The organism is Helicobacter bilis ATCC 51630 (assembly GCF_000686565.1).
Taxonomy (GTDB): domain Bacteria; phylum Campylobacterota; class Campylobacteria; order Campylobacterales; family Helicobacteraceae; genus Helicobacter_A; species Helicobacter_A bilis.
Genome location: NZ_KK365988.1, coordinates 67,972 through 91,317, shown reverse-complemented (window position 1 = coordinate 91,317; position 23,346 = coordinate 67,972). Strand labels below are relative to the sequence as shown.

20 protein-coding genes and 1 pseudogene are annotated in these 23,346 nt (G+C 36.6%); 12 read left to right on the top strand and 9 right to left on the bottom strand.

The genetic code is table 11. The features are described from left to right. Positions 1-29 precede the first annotated feature (29 nt). From T368_RS0112095 to T368_RS0112080, 4 genes are all read left to right on the top strand, one after another. On the top strand, positions 30-1,631 hold the full coding sequence (locus T368_RS0112095; protein WP_004086831.1) for a multicopper oxidase family protein: 1,602 nt from the start codon (positions 30-32) through the stop codon (positions 1,629-1,631). A gap of 113 nt (positions 1,632-1,744) precedes the next feature. Beyond that, positions 1,745-2,914 carry a glutathionylspermidine synthase family protein gene (locus T368_RS0112090; protein ID WP_004086829.1) on the top strand — a complete coding sequence of 390 codons (1,170 nt, stop codon included), beginning with the start codon at positions 1,745-1,747 and terminating at the stop codon, positions 2,912-2,914. A gap of 230 nt (positions 2,915-3,144) precedes the next feature. Further along, a complete protein-coding gene (locus T368_RS0112085) occupies positions 3,145-4,494 on the top strand; it encodes a sodium-dependent transporter (RefSeq protein ID WP_004086827.1) in 1,350 nt (449 codons plus the stop codon). 8 nt (positions 4,495-4,502) lie between these two features. Beyond that, positions 4,503-5,579 carry a M24 family metallopeptidase gene (locus T368_RS0112080; protein ID WP_004086825.1) on the top strand — a complete coding sequence of 359 codons (1,077 nt, stop codon included), beginning with the start codon at positions 4,503-4,505 and terminating at the stop codon, positions 5,577-5,579. A 169-nt stretch (positions 5,580-5,748) separates the two neighbouring features. Here T368_RS0112080 and T368_RS0112075 read toward each other — a convergent pair whose 3' ends face one another. The 4 genes from T368_RS0112075 to petA form a co-directional block, all read right to left on the bottom strand. Next, a complete protein-coding gene (locus tag T368_RS0112075; RefSeq protein WP_004086823.1) occupies positions 5,749-6,483 on the bottom strand; it encodes a non-canonical purine NTP pyrophosphatase in 735 nt (244 codons plus the stop codon). A gap of 68 nt (positions 6,484-6,551) precedes the next feature. Next, positions 6,552-8,015, bottom strand: coding sequence for a c-type cytochrome (locus tag T368_RS0112070; RefSeq protein WP_004086821.1), 1,464 nt, complete (start codon positions 8,013-8,015; stop codon positions 6,552-6,554). Beyond that, the gene (locus T368_RS0112065) at positions 8,015-9,247 is read right to left on the bottom strand and encodes a cytochrome b (RefSeq protein ID WP_004086819.1); all 1,233 of its coding nucleotides are present in this window, start codon (positions 9,245-9,247) and stop codon (positions 8,015-8,017) included. Before T368_RS0112065 ends, T368_RS0112070 begins: the two co-directional genes overlap by 1 nt. 9 nt (positions 9,248-9,256) lie before the next feature. Then, positions 9,257-9,772 carry a ubiquinol-cytochrome c reductase iron-sulfur subunit gene (petA, locus tag T368_RS0112060; RefSeq protein WP_004086817.1) on the bottom strand — a complete coding sequence of 172 codons (516 nt, stop codon included), beginning with the start codon at positions 9,770-9,772 and terminating at the stop codon, positions 9,257-9,259. 197 nt (positions 9,773-9,969) lie between these two features. On the opposite strand from petA, the gene T368_RS0112055 reads away from it, so the two are divergent. The 8 genes and pseudogenes from T368_RS0112055 to rsmG all read left to right on the top strand — a co-directional run bounded on the left by T368_RS0112055 (position 9,970) and on the right by rsmG (position 17,599). After that, positions 9,970-10,731, top strand: a complete 762-nt coding sequence (locus T368_RS0112055) for an NAD+ synthase (RefSeq protein WP_004086815.1) — start codon at positions 9,970-9,972, stop codon at positions 10,729-10,731. Between the two features lie 293 nt (positions 10,732-11,024). After that, positions 11,025-11,492 carry a hypothetical protein gene (locus T368_RS0112045; RefSeq protein ID WP_004086804.1) on the top strand — a complete coding sequence of 156 codons (468 nt, stop codon included), beginning with the start codon at positions 11,025-11,027 and terminating at the stop codon, positions 11,490-11,492. A 243-nt stretch (positions 11,493-11,735) separates the two neighbouring features. After that, positions 11,736-13,502: an aspartate--tRNA ligase gene (gene aspS / locus T368_RS0112040; protein WP_004086803.1), complete on the top strand. Its 1,767-nt coding sequence runs from the start codon at positions 11,736-11,738 to the stop codon at positions 13,500-13,502. A 14-nt stretch (positions 13,503-13,516) separates the two neighbouring features. Next, positions 13,517-14,086 carry an adenylate kinase gene (locus tag T368_RS0112035; RefSeq protein ID WP_004086801.1) on the top strand — a complete coding sequence of 190 codons (570 nt, stop codon included), beginning with the start codon at positions 13,517-13,519 and terminating at the stop codon, positions 14,084-14,086. Positions 14,087-14,200: 114 nt separating this feature from the next. Continuing rightward, positions 14,201-14,635 (top strand): hypothetical protein, encoded by a 435-nt coding sequence (locus tag T368_RS14280; protein ID WP_004086799.1) that lies wholly within the window; start codon positions 14,201-14,203, stop codon positions 14,633-14,635. 47 nt (positions 14,636-14,682) lie between these two features. Beyond that, positions 14,683-15,663, top strand: a complete 981-nt coding sequence (locus T368_RS0112025) for an iron-sulfur cluster assembly scaffold protein NifU (protein WP_004086798.1) — start codon at positions 14,683-14,685, stop codon at positions 15,661-15,663. Between the two features lie 135 nt (positions 15,664-15,798). Beyond that, positions 15,799-16,998, top strand: coding sequence for a GDSL-type esterase/lipase family protein (locus tag T368_RS0112020; RefSeq protein WP_004086796.1), 1,200 nt, complete (start codon positions 15,799-15,801; stop codon positions 16,996-16,998). A 20-nt stretch (positions 16,999-17,018) separates the two neighbouring features. After that, a pseudogene (gene rsmG, locus T368_RS17440) lies at positions 17,019-17,599 on the top strand (16S rRNA (guanine(527)-N(7))-methyltransferase RsmG). A 144-nt stretch (positions 17,600-17,743) separates the two neighbouring features. Here rsmG and gdhA read toward each other — a convergent pair. The 5 genes from gdhA to cysK form a co-directional block, all read right to left on the bottom strand. Next, on the bottom strand, positions 17,744-19,096 hold the full coding sequence (gene gdhA / locus T368_RS0112010) for an NADP-specific glutamate dehydrogenase (RefSeq protein WP_004086791.1): 1,353 nt from the start codon (positions 19,094-19,096) through the stop codon (positions 17,744-17,746). A gap of 255 nt (positions 19,097-19,351) precedes the next feature. Continuing rightward, a complete protein-coding gene (locus T368_RS14730) occupies positions 19,352-20,011 on the bottom strand; it encodes a hypothetical protein (RefSeq protein ID WP_004086789.1) in 660 nt (219 codons plus the stop codon). Beyond that, positions 20,008-20,256, bottom strand: a complete 249-nt coding sequence (locus T368_RS14725) for a hypothetical protein (RefSeq protein WP_155266245.1) — start codon at positions 20,254-20,256, stop codon at positions 20,008-20,010. The genes T368_RS14730 and T368_RS14725 overlap by 4 nt, the downstream gene beginning before the upstream one ends. A 59-nt stretch (positions 20,257-20,315) precedes the next feature. Continuing rightward, positions 20,316-21,851 carry an OmpP1/FadL family transporter gene (locus tag T368_RS0112000; protein WP_027338527.1) on the bottom strand — a complete coding sequence of 512 codons (1,536 nt, stop codon included), beginning with the start codon at positions 21,849-21,851 and terminating at the stop codon, positions 20,316-20,318. Between the two features lie 442 nt (positions 21,852-22,293). Continuing rightward, the gene (gene cysK / locus T368_RS0111995) at positions 22,294-23,217 is read right to left on the bottom strand and encodes a cysteine synthase A (protein ID WP_004086784.1); all 924 of its coding nucleotides are present in this window, start codon (positions 23,215-23,217) and stop codon (positions 22,294-22,296) included. Between the last annotated feature and the right edge of the window lie 129 nt (positions 23,218-23,346).

Here is a 23,346-nt window from a genome sequence, read left to right as displayed (position 1 = left end):
TAAATAAATTTCTTATACAAGGACAAAATATGCAAAGAAGAACCTTTATTAAATATAATACATTAGCTGCTATAAGCTTTATGCCACTTTTTTCAAATCCACATAACCATCATATAACACATGCAAATCATCATCAACACAATATGCAAAATACACCTATTGATACCTCTTTTATCACCCTTGAAAATGAGAAAATAGCCCTTCTTAATGATAAAGATTTTCCGCAAAATAATACACACAAAGAATTGCCACTATTATCAAATCAAAATAAGCAAAAAGGTGTATTTGAAGCAATTATTGAGATAAGAGAAATGGATATTGAAATCATTAAAAATAAAAAGACAAAGTGTTATGTATATAACGATGGCAATAAAAAAATACAAAGCAGGGTTGCTCCAAAAATTGAGGTATATGAGGGAGATAGAGTAAAAATTTGGGTGAAAAATAGATTAAAAAGCCCTACAACAATCCATTGGCATGGGCTTCCTGTGCCGCCACTTGAAGATGGGAATCCAATGGATATAATCCCTGCAAATGGTGATAGAATCTATTCATTTCAGTTACCAGATAATTGTGCGGGAACATATTGGTATCATCCACATCCGCATAATATCACAGGCAAACAGGTTTATATGGGATTAGCTGGGGCATTTGTCGTAAAATCTAGAAATGATCCTTTAGATAAATTTATAGAATCCGATTGGTTTATCACTGACTTAAGGCTTGATTCTAAAGCGCAAATACCACCAAATACTTTAGCTGACTGGCTTGATGGCAGAGAGGGTGAATTTGTGCTTATTAATGGTGAGTATAAGCCTAAGATTACAATAGATTCTATGCAGAGAATCCGCATTTACAATGCTTGTTCTGCAAGATATTTAAACCTAGAAATACAAGGGGCAAAGTTTATTATCGTTGGCACAGACGGGGGATTAATAGAAAAGCCTATTGTAAAACAAAAGCTTTTTATAAGTCCAGCCTCAAGGCTAGAAGTCTTCATAAAAAATGATAAAAAAGGAAGTTTTAGTCTAGTAAGCCATTTTTATGATAGAGATAAAATGATGCCAAAAAGTGAGCCAAAGGAATTGAGACTTGCTACAATAGAATTAAATGCGATTTTTAATCAAAATGAAATACCAAATACCTTGAGAATCTTACCTATACACAAACATATAACACAAGAATCTCCAACACCAAAAAATCCAATACAACAACTTGAAATAACCATGAGTGAAGACCATAGTAAAATGCACAATCTAACAAAGAAAGACAAGAAAAGCATAAGAGAGAATCTAGCGAGTATGTTTTTAATGAATAATAAAACTTTTGATATGAATCGCATTGATTTGCGTGTAGATATTGGAATCGTCCATGATATTATCGTTACAAATAAATCGCATATGGACCATCCATTTCATATACATGGCACACAATTTGAAGTGATTGAGAGAAAGCTTGGGAGTGTAAATGAAAAGATTGAGTTTAGAGCCTTGCAAGATACTATTAATGTAAGACCAAATGAAGTAATTAGACTTAGAATGAGACAGGATTTTAAAGGGGTAAGAATGTTTCACTGCCATATCTTAGAGCATGAAGATTTAGGCATGATGGGGAATTTATTAGTTGATTAGTCTTTAAAAAATGAATTTCTTTGATAATTCTAGCTTATAAGCTAGACGCACTTAAACGCCATATTTATGCAAGCTTGCTATAATAGCAGACATTTTACTCACAAAGGATAGATATGCGTATTACCACACTAAAGCCTTTTAATAAGCAAGAATTTGAACATATGGGACTACTCTGGCACACAGACCCCGATAACACAGATTACATTAGTAATGAACTCATACATGTAAGCGAAGCAGAAGCTGATGCCTATTATGAAGCGTGTAATGAGCTATATGATATGTATGTGGAAGCGGCAGGTTATGTCATTGAAAATAATCTTTTCTATGAGCTTGATATACCAAACTCACTTGTTGATACAATCGTGCAGAGTTTTGAAGAAGATGTGCATTGGCATATTTATGGTCGATTTGACTTAGCTGGTGGGCTTGATGGTAGCCCTATTAAGCTTTTAGAGTTTAATGCTGATACGCCGACCATGCTATATGAAAGTGCAGCGGTGCAATATGCGCTTTTAAAGGCGAATGGCTATGATAGCGATGCACAATTTAATAATATCTATACAGCAATTTCACAAAATTTTCAACGCCTTATTACATTGAGTGATGATGTGAGTAATTTCCATGAGATATATGAGGGCTGGAAGATTCTATTCTCAAGTATCCGCGGTAGTGATGAAGAAGAAAAGACTATTAGATTCCTGCAAGATATGGCACATGATGCAGGTTTGCATACAGATTTTTGCTATGTTGATGAAGTGCAGCTAAGCCCTACTGATGGAATCTTTTATAATGATACAAACTTTGAATTTTGGTTTAAGTTTATCCCATGGGAGAATATCAGCATTGATGAGCCAGAACTAGCCTTGATTATCAATGATATTATGGCAAATCAAAAAGCGATTTTTCTAAATCCAGCTTACACTATCCTTTTTCAAAGCAAACGCATTTTAAAGATTCTGTGGGATTTATATCCAAATCACCCGCTATTACTTGAGACAAGTTATAACCCACTCAATAAAAAGCAGGTTAAAAAACATGCCTTTGGTAGAGAAGGGGCAAATGTCAGCATTCTCGATGCAAATGGTAAGCCTATCAGCTCAAAAGATGGGGAATACGCTAATCACAAGGCAATCTATCAAGAGTTTTATCCACTTAATACGCATAATGGCTCATTTTATCAAGCAAATGTATTTTTTGCGTATGAAGCATGTGGCTTAGGCTTTAGGAAAGGCAGTGAAATTATTGATAATTATTCAAAATTTGTAAGTCATGTGATTGATTAGATATGATTAGACATGTTTTAATGGCTTTGCAACAAGTTTTGTGTATAAGACCATTAAGTGGCAATCACAACAAGGTATTCTAAAAGGCAATATGCCATTAAAATCATAAATTCAAATATATGAGATTTGCCAATACAGAATCTACGCATTAAAACCCATAAAAAAGTAAAAAAACTATAAAAGTTTGCTAGAATAAAAACTTATTGCAAAAATTACGCATAAGGAACTGAATGCAAAAAGATTTTGGAAAGATTGGATTTATTTTGGCAGCACTTGGTAGCTCTATTGGCTTAGGACATATTTGGCGGTTTCCTACAACTGCGGGTATGAATGGTGGCGGGGCATTTGTGTTGCTTTTCTTAGGTATTGCCTTGTTTGTGGGTGTAGCTATGCTTGTAGCAGAAATGCTTGTAGGGCAGCAAGGTAGAAAAAATGTGCCTGATAGTTTTAAAGAGATTGCGCAAAATCCTAAGACTTCATGGCGTTTTGTGGGCATTACTTTATTTGCTGGTCCCTTTATTTTGACATTTTATTGTGCGGTGCTAGGCTGGGTTTTATACTATCTTGTGTCAGTCAGTTTTAATCTACCCGCAGATTTTGCACAAAGCAAGGCTATCTTTGAGACTTTTAGCTCACATACAGAACAGATTTCCTATCAGATTCTCTGTTTTGCTATCATTCTAGCGATTACTGCATATAGCATTGTGTATGGGATTAAGAGTATTGAGAGATTAAACTATGTATTAATGCCCCTGCTTTTTATTATCTTTTTTGGATTGCTGTTTTATGCGATGAGTTTGCCTAGCTTTGGTGAGAGTGTGGAGTTTATGTTTAAGCCTGATTTTTCAAAACTCACTTCAAATACTATTATTGATGCTATGGGACAGGTCTTTTTCTCTCTCTCGCTTGGGGCTGGGACAATCATCACTTATTCATCACATGTGAATAGAAATCAGAATCTTTTTGCAAGTGCATTATGGATTGTTATCCCGGGTATTATTATCTCTATTGTAGCAGGGCTTATGATATTTACATTTGTATTTGCCTATGGTAGCAAGGCTGATGTGGCTGGTGGTCCGGGGCTAATCTTTATTGTATTGCCTGTTATGTTTGGGCATCTTGGCGCGCTTGGTGGCTTTTTGTGTGCGTTATTTATGATTGGGCTATTATTTGCTGGATTATCTTCTACCGTGTCCTTGCTTGAGCCATGTATAAAATATCTTACTGATAAGACAAAGTATAGTCGTGCAACTCTTACATATATGGTGAGTTTTGGTATATTTTTAGTAGGTATTATTGTGATTTTATCGATGAATACGAATTATCAAGCAACTCTTACTTTCTTTGAGAAGAATCTATTTGATTGGATTGATTGGATAAGTGCGAATATGCTACTTACTTGGGGGAGCTTCTTTAGCTCTTTATTTATTGGCTATTTTGTATCAAAGGATAAATTGCGTGAATGGACTAAAGGCTATCTTAAAAGCGATGTTACCTTTTACTTTTGGCTGTATAGTTTGCGTGTATTAGCACCATTGATGGTTATTGTGATTTTTATTAATCGTATTCAAAGATTCTAGGGATATGTATGGAAGTAAAAGATTTTATCACTCGTGATGAAAGCACTATGTATTATCTGTGTGGTTATAGTGCGGATAATGCCATTCTTATGCGTTTTGGCAGTGAGTTTAAGTTTATAACAGATGCGCGTTATAGCACAGAGGCAAATGAATTATGTAAGAAAAATATCGCATTAGAGATTATTGAATCTAGCGATCTTTTGGGAGAGGCAAAACGGCAAATCACACAGCATAATATTAAGAATCTTAGCTTTGATCCTATGCGTATGTGTGTGGAAGAATATCATAACTTAAAAGATATTGTATCACTTACACCCATGCCAAACTTTACACAAATCATGCGTATGAAAAAAAGCGATGAAGAACTCAAGATTCTACAACAAGCACAGATTCTAAACTTAGAGGCAATACATACTTTTAGTAAATATGTATCAAAAGAGGGCAGGAAAAAAAGTGAGAAATTTTTATGGTATAAAATCGCTGATACTTTGAGTAACTATGGGCAGTATCCACTAAGTTTTGAGCCGATTGTAGGCATTGAAGGAAATGCAGCAAAGCCACATGCCCTGCCAAGCGATACGACTTTTTTACAAAATGGCGATACACTTTTGCTTGATTGCGGATTGAAGTATAAAAGGTATTGTGCTGATTGCACTCGCACCGCACTTTTCTTTGATGATTCTATAATTTTTCAAAAAGACCAAGATTTTATGGTATTAGATGAAAGCACAAATAAGGATAGACTAAGCATACATGAAAAGCAAAAGATTTATGATCTTGTCAAAAAAGCACAAGTAGCTACAATTGAGAATCTCCGCTCTGGTATGAGTGGCAAAGAGATAGATTCTATCGCAAGAGATATTATTGAAAAAGGTGGATATGGCAAGTATTTCACACATAGCACAGGGCATGGCATAGGGCTAGATATACATGAGATGCCCTTTATCTCTCGCCGCTCTGAAACAATCATTGAAGATGGCATGGTTTTTTCTATTGAACCCGGAATCTATATCCCACAAACCTTTGGTGTGCGTATTGAAGACTTAGTCATGGTAAAGCAAGGCAGGGCTGTTGTGCTTGGGTAGGCTACATTGTGTCTTTGTGTATTTTAGAGCTACATATTAAACGAAACTTTCACCACAAGAACTGCACTCAATTTTATTGTCATCAATTGTTGAATATGTATCTTAAAATCTAGAAAATATATCCCAAATTCGACAACCTACTTAAAGTTTAAGAATAAGGCATAATCTACTAAAAATATGCCAAAAATGCTTTTAATAAGGATTGTATAGCTTGTCCGCGGTGTGAAATCTTTGTTTTTTCTTCTAATGGGAGTGTGGCAAGGGAGTGTTGCAAAGATTCTAAAATTGTTATTTTGTTATTAGTGTTATTGGTAGGCAATGTGAAGTCAAGTGTTAGAATCTCATCTTGCGAGAAATCTCTATAAAACATAGAATCATATCCAAATCCATGCGTTCCACTCTCTTTAATCGCTACAATGCCATGACATTGTCCGCTGACAACATTTTGTATATTTTTCTGCTTTGCTTCATCATGTATAATGTAGGCAATGCTGCATTGAAAATAGGCTTTGCTACCCCAGATTCCATGCTCTTTTAATGCAGCTTTTAGGGCTTCTCTATTATCCGCATCACTTGAGTTTCCACATTCTGTATTGCCATTTTGCATATGTGCATATCGTGCAGAGAATATACCGGGCAGCCCCTGCAGTGCTTCTACGCATAGTCCGCTATCATCAGCGATAACAATGTAGTGTTGGGGTATATTTACATGTGTTTGTAGTATGTAATAGAGTGCTTCTGCTTTAATCATTGCGTTTGCTTCAAATGTCTCTCCGCACTCAATAGGATCAAAGTCTAATATACCCAAATCATTTGGGGTTAGAATCTCTGTGTTTAGGGTATGTGTAAATTCTTGTTTTTTATGCTTATTATTTGTAGCTAAAATTATACATGGGATATTCATAAATAGTATTCCTTGCTAAGGCTATAAAGCCTTAGACTTAAGTAGGGATTAGTTGGATAGAATCTTAATTAGTGTAAGTCTCTCCAAATCTTGCTTTTCCACATATATGCAAGGGCTGAGAGTAATACAAAGAAGCCAACAATCCATAATCCAAGAGAATCTCTTTGAGCTTTTTTGCTATCGCCGATTGTCTCAAGGTAGTTTATAACTTGTGTTTCTGCTTCTTTTGTAAGACCTACTCTAGGCATAGCTTTGCCTTGTGGCATTACACCCATATCTTTTGCCATATTTGTGTAATCTTCATTGCTTTGCCATGAATCTTTCATAGAATTTTCAGGCAATTTAATACCATAATAGGCTGCATCTCTAGCATTTATCTCTTTGATTTTTGCCTTTCTGTCATTCTCACTTAAATCAGTAGGCAATGCAGCTTTCTCTTCATCTTGCTTATTTTTTACCAATTTATTAATAACCGCTTGTTGAATGTCAATCAAAGGCACTTTTTGTGGATTATTAATAAATGCGGCTAACTCTGTGCGACCTTTTACCCTAATCATCATGGATAGATCAGGTGGTGTGTTGCCTAGATACGCCTTAATCATTTCAGAATCTGTTGCTGCATGAAGCCCTGCTTTATTAAAGCTAGATTCTAAAAGTGAAGCGTTAAGCACACTTAAAGCACCACCAAAGTCTTCAAAAGTCTTTGCGTTGATAGCGTCATTTTCATCATTAAGCTGGTCTTCACTCATATCTTTCTTTTCTTTTGCTTTAGCCATACCAAGCAGGGCATTCATAAACGCTTTGTCTTCATCATTAAGAGATTCTATGAACTCTGCTTCTTCTTTGCCTTCACCTTGTTTAATAAGAGATTCTATCTTTGCGTTATGGTTAGCAAAAAACATAGAATCATATTGATTCTTATCATACACAGCACTATGACATCTGCTACATGCTTCTACAAATACTTCTTTATCACTTAAACTTTTAGGTGCGATTGACTTAAGATAGGCTACAACATCAGCGATTTCAGTATCACTCATTATGCCATTAAACGCATTCATAGGATAAGATTCTTTGCCCTCATTAGATATGTCGCATTTCTCAAGTGCTTCATTCTCTAAGCCATCACATGAAACTGCAAACTTAGATTCCAAGCGTGTAGCACGGACTGGGTCTTTAATAAAATGTGCTAGATAAGTAGAATCATAAATAAGCCCCGCATTTGATAAATCAGGGGGTAATACACCGCCTTCACCTACTGGCTGCAAAGTCTTTGGATTTCTTATATTGAGATCTGCATCTGGTTGTGAATTAAGAGTATGACAACTTGTACATTGTGCTGCAAATACACTTTTACCATTCTCAACATCACCATTTGCTACATCTATATTACCAAGCTTTTCTAAGTCTTTAAAAGCATAATCACTAGCCGCAGTAGGCGGGTGCATTGCATGGTGTGCTAAAGGCTCAACGCCATAATACATAACGCCTATAATAAAGGCAACTATAATAAATATCTTAAACTCTCTCATTATTCACCGCCTTTTTTATTTTCTGCCATAGTTACCATAGGCAATACGATAAAAAGCAACACAAGGAAGCTAACAGAGGCAACTAAGCCAATGTATTTTGCATTACCATCTGGTGGTAACTTCCCATACACAGTAAGCACTATCAAGTCAATGATAAGTAACACAAAGAATATAAGGAATCCGGGTCGCTTATGTGCAGGTTTTACAACATTACTTCTATCAAGCCAAGGAAGTAGCAAGAATACAACTTGTGCGATACCAAAGAATACTAAGCCAAGATTCGCACTAAAGAAGATACCACGCAATACTTCATAACTCCATAAGAAATACCACTCTGGATAAATGTGGGCTGGTGTTGCCAACTGATTTGCACGCTCAAAGTTAATAGGATCCATAGCAAAATCAAAATGATAACAAGCTAGGGCAAAGAATAGAATCATAAATAGCGATATGATAAAAATATCCTTACATAAGAAATCAGGCCAAAAGCGGATAACTTTAGCTTCTTTCTTATTTCCTGCCATGTATTTTTCTGCTTCTGCCTCAAAGTCGATTTCTTCACCCTCTTGATTATTAACATGCGGTTTTCTCAACGCATAAAAGTGCATAGCAATAGCACCCATAATAACTACTGGCAATAAAAACACATGTAACATAAAGAATCTTGTAAGTGTAGAATCTGCCACAACATAGTTACCACGCACCCATTCTACAACATCGCTACCAATTAAAGGGATACCACCAAAAAGATTTGTAATAACCGCAGCCGCCCAATAGCTCATCTGTCCCCATGGAAGCATATAACCACTAAACGCTTCAGCAGAAAAGATAACAAAAAGCACCATACCGCTAATCCAAATCATCTCACGACCATTCTTATAAGAGCCATAATAAATAGCCACAAACATGTGAATGTAAATAATCACAAATACCATACTAGCCGCAACAGCATGTATATGTCGCCATAGCCAGCCAAATGCAACTTCCTGCATAATCGTATAATTTACAGAATCATAGGCAAGATTCTCATCAGGCTTATAATACATAAGCAAGAAGATTCCACTTACAACAAGCAGGGTAAAAAGTGCGGTTAAAACCACACCCATAGCCCATAGCCAGTTAATATTTTTTGGAATCCAATATTTTGTCATCATTACTTCAATAAGCTTATTAGTCCCAAGTCTTTGGTCAAACCAATCAGCTAGATTTTTCGCTTTTTTTACTTGTGCCATACATTCTCCTTACGCATTACCTGAAGCTTTAAGCATTGCTTCATACTCTGTGCCACTCTCACCTAATATTAAAGTCGTATCGCCTTTAATCGCAAAAGGAGGAATGTCAAAAGGTCTAGGTGGCGGTGTCCCCTCGATATTCACACCATCACCGGTAAATTGTCCGCCATGGCATGGGCAATGGAAGATATTCTCATTTGCTTTCCAGTTTGGAATGCAGCCCAAATGCGTGCAAATCTTAATACCTATGCAATAATACTCACCAGCTAACTCAAAATCCCTAGCAGGTGAAACCTCATCGCCAGACTTCTTTTTCATAATATATACAGGCTTACCACGCCATTGTGTATCGCGTATCTCACCCTCTTGCATACCCGCAACATCAACGGTGGTAAAACCAGCTGAAACTACGCTAGGTAATGGATCCCAAGTTTTTTTCATAGCAACAAGTGCAGCGATAGCACCAGCACCAGCTACACCGCCAAGTGCCATGCCAAGAAAATCTCGCCTTTTCACATCAGCCATTATCTTCTCCTTCAAAGAAATAAACAAATCTCAAATTCTTGCCTTTGCGTAGAAAAAACGCAAAAAAACTCTAATATTCTAATAAAAAAACACTTAAAGCAATATTATATTCGCATACTTATTTGAGAAAAATTGTTAAAATGGTATATTTCTTAACTTAAAATCATTTTCATTATTTATTACAATAAAGGATTTACATGCAAAAGATTACACAAAAGACTCTAGATTCTATATTTACATTTTTACAAAATGAAGTTAGCAATCGTGGCTTTAAGCAAGTAGTTATTGGGCTTAGTGGTGGTATTGATAGTGCGGTTGTTACGCTTTTATGTCATAAGGCTTTGTGTGGTAATGCTAAGGCTTTGCTTATGCCCTCAACAAGTTCTAGCAAGGAAAGCATTGAAGATTCTATACTTTTGTGTGAATCTTTTAAGATAGATTATGCCATTTTGCCAATTAAAGATTTTGATTCTCTTTTTTGCAATCTTTATAAGGATCACACAAGGCTATCTCGTGGTAATTTCTGCTCGAGAATGCGTATGGCAACACTCTATCATATCGCACAAATGGAGCAAAGATTAGTCATAGGCACAAGCAATAAAACAGAGATTATGCTAGGCTATGGCACGATATTTGGCGACTTAGCTTGTGCGATAAATCCAATAGGCAATCTCTATAAAACACAAATCTATATGTTAGCAAAACTCTTAGAGATTCCAAAGCAAATTATAGATAAAGCCCCGAGTGCTGACCTATATGCAGGGCAAACAGATGAAAATGAGCTAGGATATAGCTATGATGAAATAGACCCATTTTTAGAATCTTATGAAAAAGCTAAGGGGGATATAACAAAGCTCACACAATATAATAAAGACATGATTACTTCTTTACATAAACGCATACAAAATAATGCTTTTAAACAAAACATGCCTATGATTTTTATGGATTTAGAGTATTGATTATCGATACAAATATATGTTAAACTTATAAACACACTCTATAAAATTTTTAGATGATATTTCAGGTGATTTAAAACATGATGGGCGAGATTAATCTTTGCTTGACTTATTGTCTTTTGATGTATGGTATTGCAATTTAGTGTGGGAGATAAATATAAATCTAAATAAAAAGATTAGCTGATGTTTTGCTAGTATCTAGTATATTGCGTGTATTATCGCTTACTGCATGTGGAAATAGATCCAATACGCCAAAATGTGTTGATAAAGATGTGTAAGAAGAAGTTGCAAATTTCATGAAAGAAAAAACAAAACAAGAAATCATAAGAAACCATGTAGCCAAAATTGATAAACATGAGGATATGGGGTTATCTAGTGAGGCAAGAAAGATAATGGAATTATTTCTTAAAGAAACAAGTGTGAAACTTGAAAAAATTATGACCGAAAAAACAGATAATGAAAGAAAAAGAATTATATGTAGTGCAAATGCACATATAAACACACCAAGAGAAGTGGCTGAAAGGGTTTTTATTTTGGGTAGGAAATACGATTTGCTGCAATACCCTGAACCTGGAGAAAAAATGACAGATACGAATTTTGAAAAACTCATAACAAAACGATATGGTAGTAAATCAGCTTTTAATAGAGAAGTGAATGATGAATTAGATGCAATAATGTATGAATTAAAAGAATTGGTAACAATAATAGAATACATAGCGCAAAGAACAGATGATGGCAAGTTAATCGTAAATATTGAAGATTAAACCACAAATAACAGCTTGTTACATTATTGTAGCAAAATTACAATAAAAAATACTTCTTGGGCCTACTACAAAATCTAAATTTATTGGAAACATCACTGTTTCAATGTATTAATCATGTGTTTAGAAACTAAAAATTGAAAATGATAGATATAATCTCCTAAAAACAAAGAGAGAATTTTTTAAAATGCTATTCTCAACAAAAAAATGCTACAATCTTAAAATCATTTTTTCTTAAGGAATTTAATGCGAACACATTATAACACAGCGTTAAGCACAGATGATATTGGTAAAGAGGTTACACTATGCGGTTGGTGTAATAGCTATCGTGATCATGGTGGTGTTGTCTTTATTGATTTGCGTGATAAAAGCGGTATTATACAGCTTGTAGCAGACCCAAGTAGCAAGGCTCACGCGATAGCTTCAAGTGTGCGTGATGAATATGTTTTATTAGCAAAAGGCAGGATACGGGCTAGAGGCGAGGGCTTAGTCAATCCAAAGTTAAAAACAGGTGCAATAGAAGTCGTGCTAGACACTCTCACTATTGAAAACAAGGCACAAACAACACCCATCATCATAGGTGATGAAAGCGTAAATGAAGAGTTGCGATTAAAATATCGCTACCTTGATTTGCGTAGTCAAAAAAGCCTTGATATTTTTAAATTGCGTGCAAAAATCGCAAGTGTTACGCGTAATTTTTTAGAATCTCATGGCTTTTTAGAGGTCGAAACACCCATACTCACAAAGGCAACGCCAGAGGGTGCGAGGGATTATCTTGTGCCAAGTCGTGTGCATGATGGCTCTTTTTATGCGCTTCCACAAAGCCCGCAGTTATTCAAGCAATTACTTATGATGAGTGGCTTTGAGAGATATTATCAAATAGCAAAATGCTTTAGAGATGAAGATTTGCGTGCTGATAGGCAGCCAGAGTTTAGTCAAATCGATGTTGAGATGAGTTTCTGTGAAGAAAAAGATGTCATGCAAATCGCAGAAGATTTAATCCTTGAGATTTTTAAAGCATGTGGCAAGAGTATTTCCTATGAGATTCCGCATTTAGACTATATCGACGCGATGGAGTGCTATGGGAGTGATAAGCCTGATTTGCGTTTTGATATGCCTTTGGTTGAAGTGGCTGATTTATTTGTTAGCTCAAATAATGATATATTTAAAGAGATAGCCCTTGACACAAAGGCTAATCGCATAAAAGCCCTATGTGTGCGTGATGGAGATTCTAAATTTAGTCGCAAAAGTCTTGCTGATTTAGAGAAATTTGTGCGTAATTTTGGTGCAAAAGGATTAGCTTATATCCAAGTAAAAGAAGAGTGCAAAAGCTTTGATAGAGAAAGCATTGATGAGAGTTTGAAAGGACCGCTTATTAAATTTCTTACAGAAGATTCTATAAAGGCTTTGTTGCAAAGAGTTGGTGCGAAAAAGGGTGATATTATCTTCTTTGGGGCTGGAGAGAAGCATGTCGTTTGGGATTATATGGGGCGATTAAGACTTGAGGTCGCAAGTCAGCTTAATCTCATTTGCGCTGATAAATTAAGCTTTGTGTGGGTTGTAAATTTCCCTATGTTTGAGAAAACTAATGAGGGTATTAAAGCACTTCATCACCCATTTACAATGCCAAAAAATATCGATGAAAATGATATAGAATCTATACAATCAATCGCCTATGACATAGTCCTAAACGGCGTGGAATTAGGCGGTGGTAGCATAAGAATCCATAAAAGCGAGATTCAGAGCAAAATCTTTGACTTACTACAAATAAGCAAAGAAGAAGCGACTGAAAAGTTTGGATTCTTACTTGAAGCATTACAATATGGCACACCGCCACATGGCGGTTTTGCAATCGGCTTTGATAGGCTTGTAATGCTTTTAAGCGGTGTGACAAGCATTAGAGAAGTCATTGCCTTTCCAAAAACACAAAAGGCAAGCTGTCTTTTAATGGAAGCACCAAGCAGTGTTACAACATCGCAATTAAACGAATTGCATATTAAACTTCAACATTAATTAAGGAGAAATTCATGAAGAAATTGTTTTTAATCATCGGCGCACCGGGCAGCGGTAAGACAACTGACGCACAAAGAATCGCAGAATCTAATGCGAAAATCGCACATTATTCCACAGGTGATTTATTGCGTGCAGAAGTGGCTAGTGGCAGTGAGCAGGGCAAACTCATTGAGAGTTTCACATCAGCAGGGAATCTCGTCCCGCTTGATATTGTGGTGCAAACTATTGTTGGTGCGATAAATAATTCGCCAAAAGATATTATTTTGATTGATGGCTATCCGCGTAGTGTCGAACAAATGCTTGAGCTTGACAAGGTGTTAAAGCAGGATTCTAAAGTGCAGCTTGTCAATGTGATTGAAGTGCAAGTAAGCGAAGAAGTGGCAAAAGATAGGGTGCTTGGTCGTGCAAGGGGTGCTGATGATAATGCTGAGGTATTTAAAAATCGTATGCGTGTGTATCTAGAGCCTTTGAAAGAAATTCAAGACTTTTATACAAAAAATGGAATCTTGCATGTGATAGATGGCGAACGAAGCATTGAGGTTATTGTTGCTGATATGCGCGAGTTTATAGAATCTAGGATGTAGTTTTCTGTTATATTGAGCCTTTGAAAAGGAGAAATACCTTTTTAGAATCTAAAGTCAATCAAAGCACACAATGGAAGAGCGTTTCTACATATATTGCAATTAGGCATTTGCAGATTGATAAAAAGGGGAGGTTTTGGAGAAAGGCTACTAAGAGATATTTTTGCAAAGGAGAGAAATATTAGCCTTGTGTATAAGGACGGAGACCAAGGAGATTGGGATATACAAAAAGTGGAAGTAAAAACAAGTAGCCTTGATGTGAATAAGAAATTCCAAAACGAACATATTAAACAGACTGATTTATGCGATTATATTTGCTTTATAGGCGTTGCACCTAATAGCATTTATATGAGACTTGAAAAAATAGATGAAATTGACTTTACCAAACTACACAATAGGGGTGCAAGAGACACTGGGGCTGGATATAAATGGGATTTTAAAGCAGACGAGATGACAGAAATTTTCACGCGTGAAGATGTTGTGAATCTTTTTTATGACAAAATGGGGATAGATAAGAAAAAGATTAAACAAAAACTTAGCAACACAAGATAAAGTGTTACTAACTTTTTGCTTAAACATAAATTTGAAAGGAAAAGAAAATGGCAAAGAATGACTTAATCGGTGGTGCGTTATGGGACGCATATTCAAACAAAGTAAGTGAGAGAATGGACAATCCCACGCATTTAGGCGTTTTGACACAAAAGGACGCTGATGAAAAGGGAGCAAAACTCATCGTGGCAGACTATGGCGCGGAAGCGTGTGGCGATGCGGTGCGGCTGTATTGGCTTGTGGATTCTAATGACACAATCATTGATGCAAAATTTAAAAGCTTTGGCTGTGGGACGGCGATTGCAAGTAGTGATATGATGGTGGAACTCTGCCTTGGCAAAAAGGTGCAAGACGCGGTAAAAATCACCAACCTTGATGTAGAGCACGCCTTGCGTGATGACCCAGACACCCCAGCAGTCCCGGGGCAGAAAATGCACTGCTCTGTTATGGCGTATGATGTGATTAAAAAGGCGGCTGGAATCTATCTAGGCAAGGACGCAGCGGACTTTGAGAGTGAAATCATCGTGTGTGAATGTGCGAGGGTAAGCTTATCTACGATTAAAGAAGTCATCAGGCTAAATGATTTAAAAAGTGTAGAAGACATCACAAACTACACAAAAGCAGGGGCATTTTGTAAAAGCTGCATTAAGCCGGGCGGACACGAAAAGAGAGAGTATTACCTTGTGGATATTTTGCGTGAAGTGCGAGAACAAATGGACAAAGAAAGTCTAAAAAATGTCGCACAAAAAAGTGTAGAAGGGAATCTCGCATTTGCAGAAATGACAATGGTGCAAAAAGTCAAAAGCATTGATAAAATTATTGATGAAAATATCCGCCCTATGCTTATGATGGACGGGGGTGATATGGAAATTTTAGACATTAAAGATACAAGTGATGGATTTATTGATGTGTATATTCGTTATCTTGGAGCTTGCAGTGGGTGTGCAAGCGGAGCTACAGGCACACTCTATGCCATAGAATCTGTGTTGCAAGAACAGCTAGATTCTAAAATTAGAGTATTGCCGATATGATAGGCTAGAATCTAAGCGGGGCTTTTGCTTTGCTGGGATTCTAAAACACATAATTTATAAATTTATTTGATTAAGTTTCTACAAAATATACAAAACGAGTTAAAACTATAACAACAAAATTGCAAAGGAAAAAATATGAAAAAGTATGTAATGTGTTTTATCGCATATTTTGCCCTAATTAGTGTTATAAATGCTCAAACGCTTACTTTTTTAGAGCTTAATCCACAATATAAACCATACATGGAACATGCGGTATTGCAAAATTACATGCAAGATTCTGTGTTATTAAAGCAGTTAAAACACAAATGGAAAAGGCGTAAGGACTTGCGTATCCGTGTATTTGGAGATTCCCATGTTGCAAGTGATTTTATCACAAATGAGTTGCGAAGTATATTGGGAAATATTAATGCCATAGGTTTTACCTATCCGTTTATGCCCTCATATCATCAAACTTTGCTTTTAGAATACCAAAATGATGGCTTTTTAGTGCTAGATTCAAGAAAACCTAGCGATTATACAGACTATCCTATGGGCGGTGTGATAGCCTACCCAGAATCTTTACCAGCAAGTATCAAGCTTAGCATAAATCCAAAGCAAATCCGTGCTTGGAATAATAACTTTATCGCACAAATTGTATTTAAAAATAATGACACAAAAGAGGCATTAAGGATAGAAGATGCAGATTCTAAAAGTCATATATTGCGTGCAGATAAAAATGATACTTGGGAGATTGCGAATCTAAAGCTTAGATTTCCTATCACTATTCATGCTTTAAGCAAAGAGGTAAAACTTGGGGGTTATTTTATCTATAAGGAAAAAGAGAGTAATATTATCGAGCATTTGGGGATTAATGGGGTGCGTTCTGATATTTGGAAAAAGTGGAATAAAGAGATTCTAGAAAAAGAATTACAAGTGCTTGATTATGACATTATCATGCTTTGTTATGGATCAAATGATGCAATGTATAATGTGCTAAAAGAAGATCGCTTTATTGAAAATTATAGAGAGTTTATATCTATGCTAAAGAAATATAATCCAAATGCAATTATTATTTTAATGTCGCCGCCGCCGGTATTACTCCCTGTTGATGCCTCAAAAAAGCGATATAAGAGTGCAAAAACCTTTATGCCGGTAAAAGAGGCGATACTAAAGGTTGCAAAGCTAGAGAATATCATGCTATTTGACATTGATGAATTTATTGAAAAAAATGGCACAAAACCCGCATGGACAGAGCTTAATCTATCAAAACAAGATGTGCATTTAACTCCGCAAGGCTACAAACTCATCGCACATGGAATCTATCAAGCCTTAATCAATACAATAAAAGCAAATTAGGCATAATATAAGGAAATATAATGCAGCACATTGACTATGATATACAAGCCATTATATCACAACCACACATGACAAAGCCGCTAGAAAGATTCAGTAATATCTTGCTTCAATGGGCAAAGATTCATAATCTAACCGCTATAAAAGATTCTAAAGAGCTATATCATCAAATAGCAGATAGCTTGCTTCCCATATCGTTTTTAAAGCCATTTCACACCTGCATTGATATAGGAGTGGGGCTGGATTCCCTGCTTTGATTCTTGCGTGTTATTATACTGATAGCAAGTTTTATCTATTAGAGCCGCGTAAGAAAAGAGTATCATTTTTAGAAAATGCGATTATTAGCATGGGCTTATCACATGTCAAAGTGATTGCAGATTACTCATATAATATCAAGGATATAAAAGGGGATTTAATCACCTCTCGTGCAGTGTGTAGAAGTGATACTTTAGTGCGTGATAGCAGACATTTATTAGAATCTAGCGGACATTATCTGCTTTACAAAGGCACAAATACTGCAAATGAAAAAGATTTATTAGATGATATGCAAACACAAGTCTTTACAAACACCAATCGTGCGTATATTTATGCAAGTTTTGTTTGAGATTCTAAACTTGAGTTATGGCTATTTCTAAGTTGTATTTTAAGTAAATTTTATTTGCCTTCTAAGCTAAAACAAGTTTGAAATACTGCAATATCCCAAATGGATATCGCACCACATATAGATTCCAGAATCTACAAACAGGGATTAAATCACGCCTTGATCAATCATCGCTCCAGCAACCTTTCTAAATCCTGCGATATTCGCACCAAGCACAAGGTTTGTAGGATCGCCAAACTCTTTTGCTGTCTCACTCGCATTTGTAAAAATGCTTTCCATAATTTTATGCAAATGAGAATCCACCACTTCAAAACTCCACGGATTCATACTTGCATTTTGTGCCATTTCTAGCCCACTCACTGCCACACCACCAGCATTTGCAGCCTTGCCCGGTCCGTAGCAGATTTTCGCGTTGATAAATTGATGCACCGCCTCAATAGTTGAAGGCATATTTGCCCCTTCACTCACGCATTTGCAACCATTAGCAAGGAGAATCTTAGCGTCATTGCCATTAAGCTCATTTTGTGTCGCACTTGGGAATGCCGCAAAGCAAGGCACAGCCCACACCGGATTGCTATCTTTTGGATACTCGCTAATCGGCGTATAAACCGCTTGTGGTCGCTCTTTGGCATACTCGCTTAAAGAAGCTCTTCTTACTTCCTTAATCTCTTTTAGCAATGCCAAATCAATGCCATCTTTATCATAAATCATACCTTGAGAATCGCTTGCCGTTACGGGCTTTGCCCCAAGCTGATAGAGCTTTTCAATCGTATAAATTGCTACATTTCCAGCACCAGATACGCTACAAATTTTACCCTCTAAGCTCTCGCCTCGTGCTTTTAGCATTTCTTGTGCAAAATACACACAGCCATAGCCTGTGGCTTCCGTCCTTACAAGGCTTCCACCCCACGGAATCGCCTTGCCTGTAAGCACACCCTCAAAGCAATTTGTGAGCTTTCTATATTGCCCAAAGAGATAGCCTATCTCTCGCCCACCTACGCCAATATCACCCGCTGGGACATCGGTAGTCGCACCGATATGGCGATACAGCTCATTCATAAAGCTTTGACAAAACCGCATAATTTCACCTTCGCTTTTACCCTTTGGATCAAAGTCGCTTCCGCCCTTACCGCCGCCCATAGCAAGTGTTGTAAGGGAGTTTTTTAGAATCTGCTCAAAGCCCAAAAATTTAATCACGCCATCATTCACACTTGGGTGGAATCTTAGCCCACCTTTGTATGGTCCAATAGCGGAGTTAAACTCAATGCGGTAGGCACGATTTGTCTGAATCTTGCCCTTATCATCAACCCAACTTACACGAAAATGAATCTCTCTATCAGGAATCGTAAGACGCTCAAGTATGGCATAAGATTCATATCTCTTATCCTTTTGAAGTGCCGGCTCTAGGGACTCAAAAACTTCCTCCACAGCTTGATGAAAAAGCGTCTGTGAAGGATATTGCTCTTTTAATTTGTTGAGAACATTACTTGCGTATGACATAATATCTCCTTTATTTATTAATAAAATATGCTTACCACATTTTAATTATAACTAGCTAGAACTTAATAAAAACTAAAATTACAACTTTAATATAACTTTTCTTACAAATTAACGGAATATCTATTTTACAAAGTTATGAAAATGCCTATATATAGTCGTTTGTGAAATATTGCAGAATAATTATTTGGTGTGAATATTTTTCACATTTTGTTTTTATTGTGTTGATTTTTGAAATAAGGAAGTTAATACAAGTTATTAATTTTTATTAACGAAAGAATAATGCAATAAAAACTTTTTCAAAGTGCGTGCATATCTTCTGCCTGAACGAATAGGGTGTAGTTTGCTAATTAAAGCAGGTATTATCCACATAACCTTTAAATATCTATTTGCAGTAGAGTTTGTAGATGATGTGATAAAGCTGCAATATATTGCATTACGCGCAGTAACTATTGGATGCTGTTCTGGATTGACTGCCATTTGCGTAAAATCAACACCATCAAAATTTACAATATTATGTTTTTTATTGAGAATACTCCAAATACTTTGATCATGCCTATTTTCTATAAAGCTTTCATCATTGGGTATAGGGCTTGGACTATCATCAACAAGTTCAAAATGATGATAAAAGACATTGAGCCACTCTTGCATGATGGCTTGTGTTCTCTGTGTTTTGCATAGCATGACAAGACCACTAGCAATCTGTCTTGTATCTGTATAATGTTTGTCATTTAGAACGCCAAAATGCTGAAATACACTTGCTTTTGTCCATACTTTTTCGATGTGATGTCCACCCACCATTACCCCCATAATCTCATTTTTTCTTATCTCATCTATCATCTCTTGTAGTCGCTTTCTGCCCTCAATCTGAAATTCGCAACCTATATCAATATAGAATAAAACATCACCTTCATTCATTTGTTGTAGAGTTTGTAAGATAATCTGTGGTTTCCAGCACCAGTAGCCAAAGCCTCTGGTTTCCCCCCCCCCCCGTTTATACACGCTTGATTACTCATGGCGTCTCTAAACTCTTTATCTAAATTTGTCTCATTGTATAAGAAAATATAGTCAAAAACTTGCATAGCTTTTGCTTGCTGATAGAATCTTAAAGCTGATAAACAAAGTCTTGTATCAGCAAATGAGCATAAATATACTTTTGACATAAAATCCCCTAAATGCGGTTTGTCGTATTATATCACAAGTTATATAGAGACACCTTATATCACCATAAATATTTTGCCCCAAGAGTAAGCAAATGCAACTGCCCAAAACCATCATGAGAGACTATAAAGCTTTTTCTATTATCTTTTAGTGCAAGTGAATAAGCCAAACCTAAATCTAGCCTATCATCTAAGAATCTTTTCCTAAAGCCTAAGCCAAACATATACGCATTTGCATCAGGTATGCCAAACTTACCTTGTGGGGCGGGTGTCTCATCATAGGCGATACTTCCCATAATCTTATAAGATTCCCCAAAATATGTATATCCCAAGCGATACGCATTAGAATCTTTCCAGCCATTTCCATACGCCACTGCAGAATAGTCAGCCGCATCCAGCATTTCATCAGGTTTAATTTGTCCAGAAGCAAGATTACCAACATTTAGATTTGACATATCAAACACTTGATTTGCATAGCCAAACTCAAAGATTTTAGCTTTGCCCCAAAGCGTATGCTCCCACACAAACTCTACTCTATGATTCCCAAAATCTTGCGATAAGGCGACATTTATAATAGGTGGCAAATCAGTAGCAAGTGTCAAATCCGCATTCATACCGATATAGCCCTCAACCTTTGTGCTACCTATGATAGGAATATCTACACCTTGATAGATATAAGACTTCGCCGAGAGTTTGCCCTGCATATCCCAATGCACATTAGAGCGATAGGTAACCGCTAGTCTTAGATTCTGAAACATATTATTTTCAAGCTTTGCAAATGGTTGTAAAGTCGCTGCAAGATTATAGCCAAATCCCCACGAACTCGCATTTGAGACCTGCTCCACTCTTGTCGTGCCATAGCTATGAATATTACCAAGAGCTCCCATATTTACATCTTGTTTTATTGGCACAAAAAGCGTATTAGAAAAATCACCGAAGGCATAAATCGCCCTTACACCAGCACCAAAGGCAAAAATATTATCATAAGCTATAGATACAACAGGATTAAACTCCATCATAGCAATACTTACATCTTTTAGGAATCCACCACCGACACCATCCCACTGCATAGCAAGACCAGAAGGTGTAGTAAATGAAAAGCCAAAGTTTGTTTTCATGCCCAATGGTAACTCATAGGCACGAGATTTTAAAAAGAATTTTGGCACAGGTTGCAAGGTTGTAGTCGCATATCCACCAACCCTTGCAGCACCGCAAGGCACACCGTGTTCTGCTTTATTATTTACCTTATTTGAATGTCCATCTTTTTCACAGAAATGCCCATTAGCCGCTAAGCTACTAAGACCAGATGCCTCAACATTTATCCCCATATCCCTATTTTCAGTATCAAATGAAAAGCTAGGGATATAAATAAGCGTCCCATTCGCCTCAAACTCCCACTTATCACTATCCCTACCTAAACTCATATTTGCAGGATTATAGTAGGTAGAATCTGCTCCATAAGCCCCAGCGATAAACGCTGAATTAAGTGCTGTGCCATTTAAACTTTGCTCTGTTAAACGAAAGCCAGAAGCCTGCATAGATTCTATACTTAAAGCCAACCCACAAATAACGCCCACTACTCTTTTATGTCTTAACATACATTCCTCCAAATTTTATACTTTCCTTAAAAAGAACCAGAAATTATAACAGCGTCCCATTCGCCTCAAACTCCCACTTATCACTATCCCTACCTAAACTCATATTTGCAGGATTATAGTAGGTAGAATCTGCTCCATAAGCCCCAGCGATAAACGCTGAATTAAGTGCTGTGCCATTTAAACTTTGCTCTGTTAAACGAAAGCCAGAAGCCTACATAGATTCTATACTTAAAGCCAACCCACAAATAACGCCCACTACTCTTTTATGTCTTAACATACATTCCTCCAAATTTTATACTTTCCTTAAAAAGAACCAGAAATTATAACATCGTTTTTTTTGTAAAGCACTGCTGTCAAAATAAGCATATTTCCTAGAAATCAAACTATATCAATACCTCAAGTCTCTAGCGAAGTAATGAAAGATTCTAAAAAGCCCTTAAGATTATTCTCCACCTTCAAATAGCTCTGTTGAGAGATAACGCTCACCTGTGTCATTTAGCATTGTAAGAATGTTTGCATTTGGATATTTTTTCGCCAACATCTTTGCTGCATACACATTTGCCCCACTTGATATGCCTACAAGTAAGCCTTCTTTTGAAGCAATAGTTCTTGCCATGCCAAATGCCTCTTCATTTGTTACTTGCAATATCTCATTGAAAATTTTTGTATCAAGGATTGAGGGCACAAATCCCGCACCAATGCCTTGAATCTTATGTGGAGCAGGCACACCACCACTTAGCACAGGGGAGCTTGCAGGTTCTACAGCTACAATATGTATATCTTTATATTTTTCTTTTAAAACACTGCCAATACCAGTTAGGCTACCACCAGTGCCAACACCTGCTACAAATATATCAATAGAAGTGTCTTTAAAAGATTCTAGAATCTCTTTTGCGGTTGTTTCCTTATGGATTGCTACATTTGCTTTATTGTCGAATTGATTAAGGCTTAAAGAGTTTTTATAAGTATTACGCAACTCTTCTGCACGCTCTAATGCACCTTTCATGCCTTTTTCTGGTGCGGTTAGCTCTATCTTTGCACCAAGTGCTGCCATAACCTTTCTTCTCTCAATACTCATTGAGCTTGGCATAACAATGATTAGTCGCAGTCCAAGAGACGCACATACACCCGCTAAGCCAACGCCCGTATTTCCGCTTGTAGCTTCAACAATCGTGGTATTTTGCGTGATTGTCCCTTGTTTCATGCCATCAAATATCATCGCCATAGCGATTCTATCTTTGATTGAACTATTAGGATTCATAAATTCGCATTTACCGAATATATTTGCCCCAAACTTTTGAGAAAGCTTATTCAACTTTATAACTGGTGTTTTGCCTATAAGTTCTGTTACATTTTGTGCTATCATGATAAAAACTCCACTTGTAGTGATATGCAACCACTAAATTCCCAATGTTATGTGCTAAGATTATAGCAACTTAAAGTTAATAATGTTTGCTTATGCAAGTATTAATTAAGTGTCAATTTAAGGAGACAT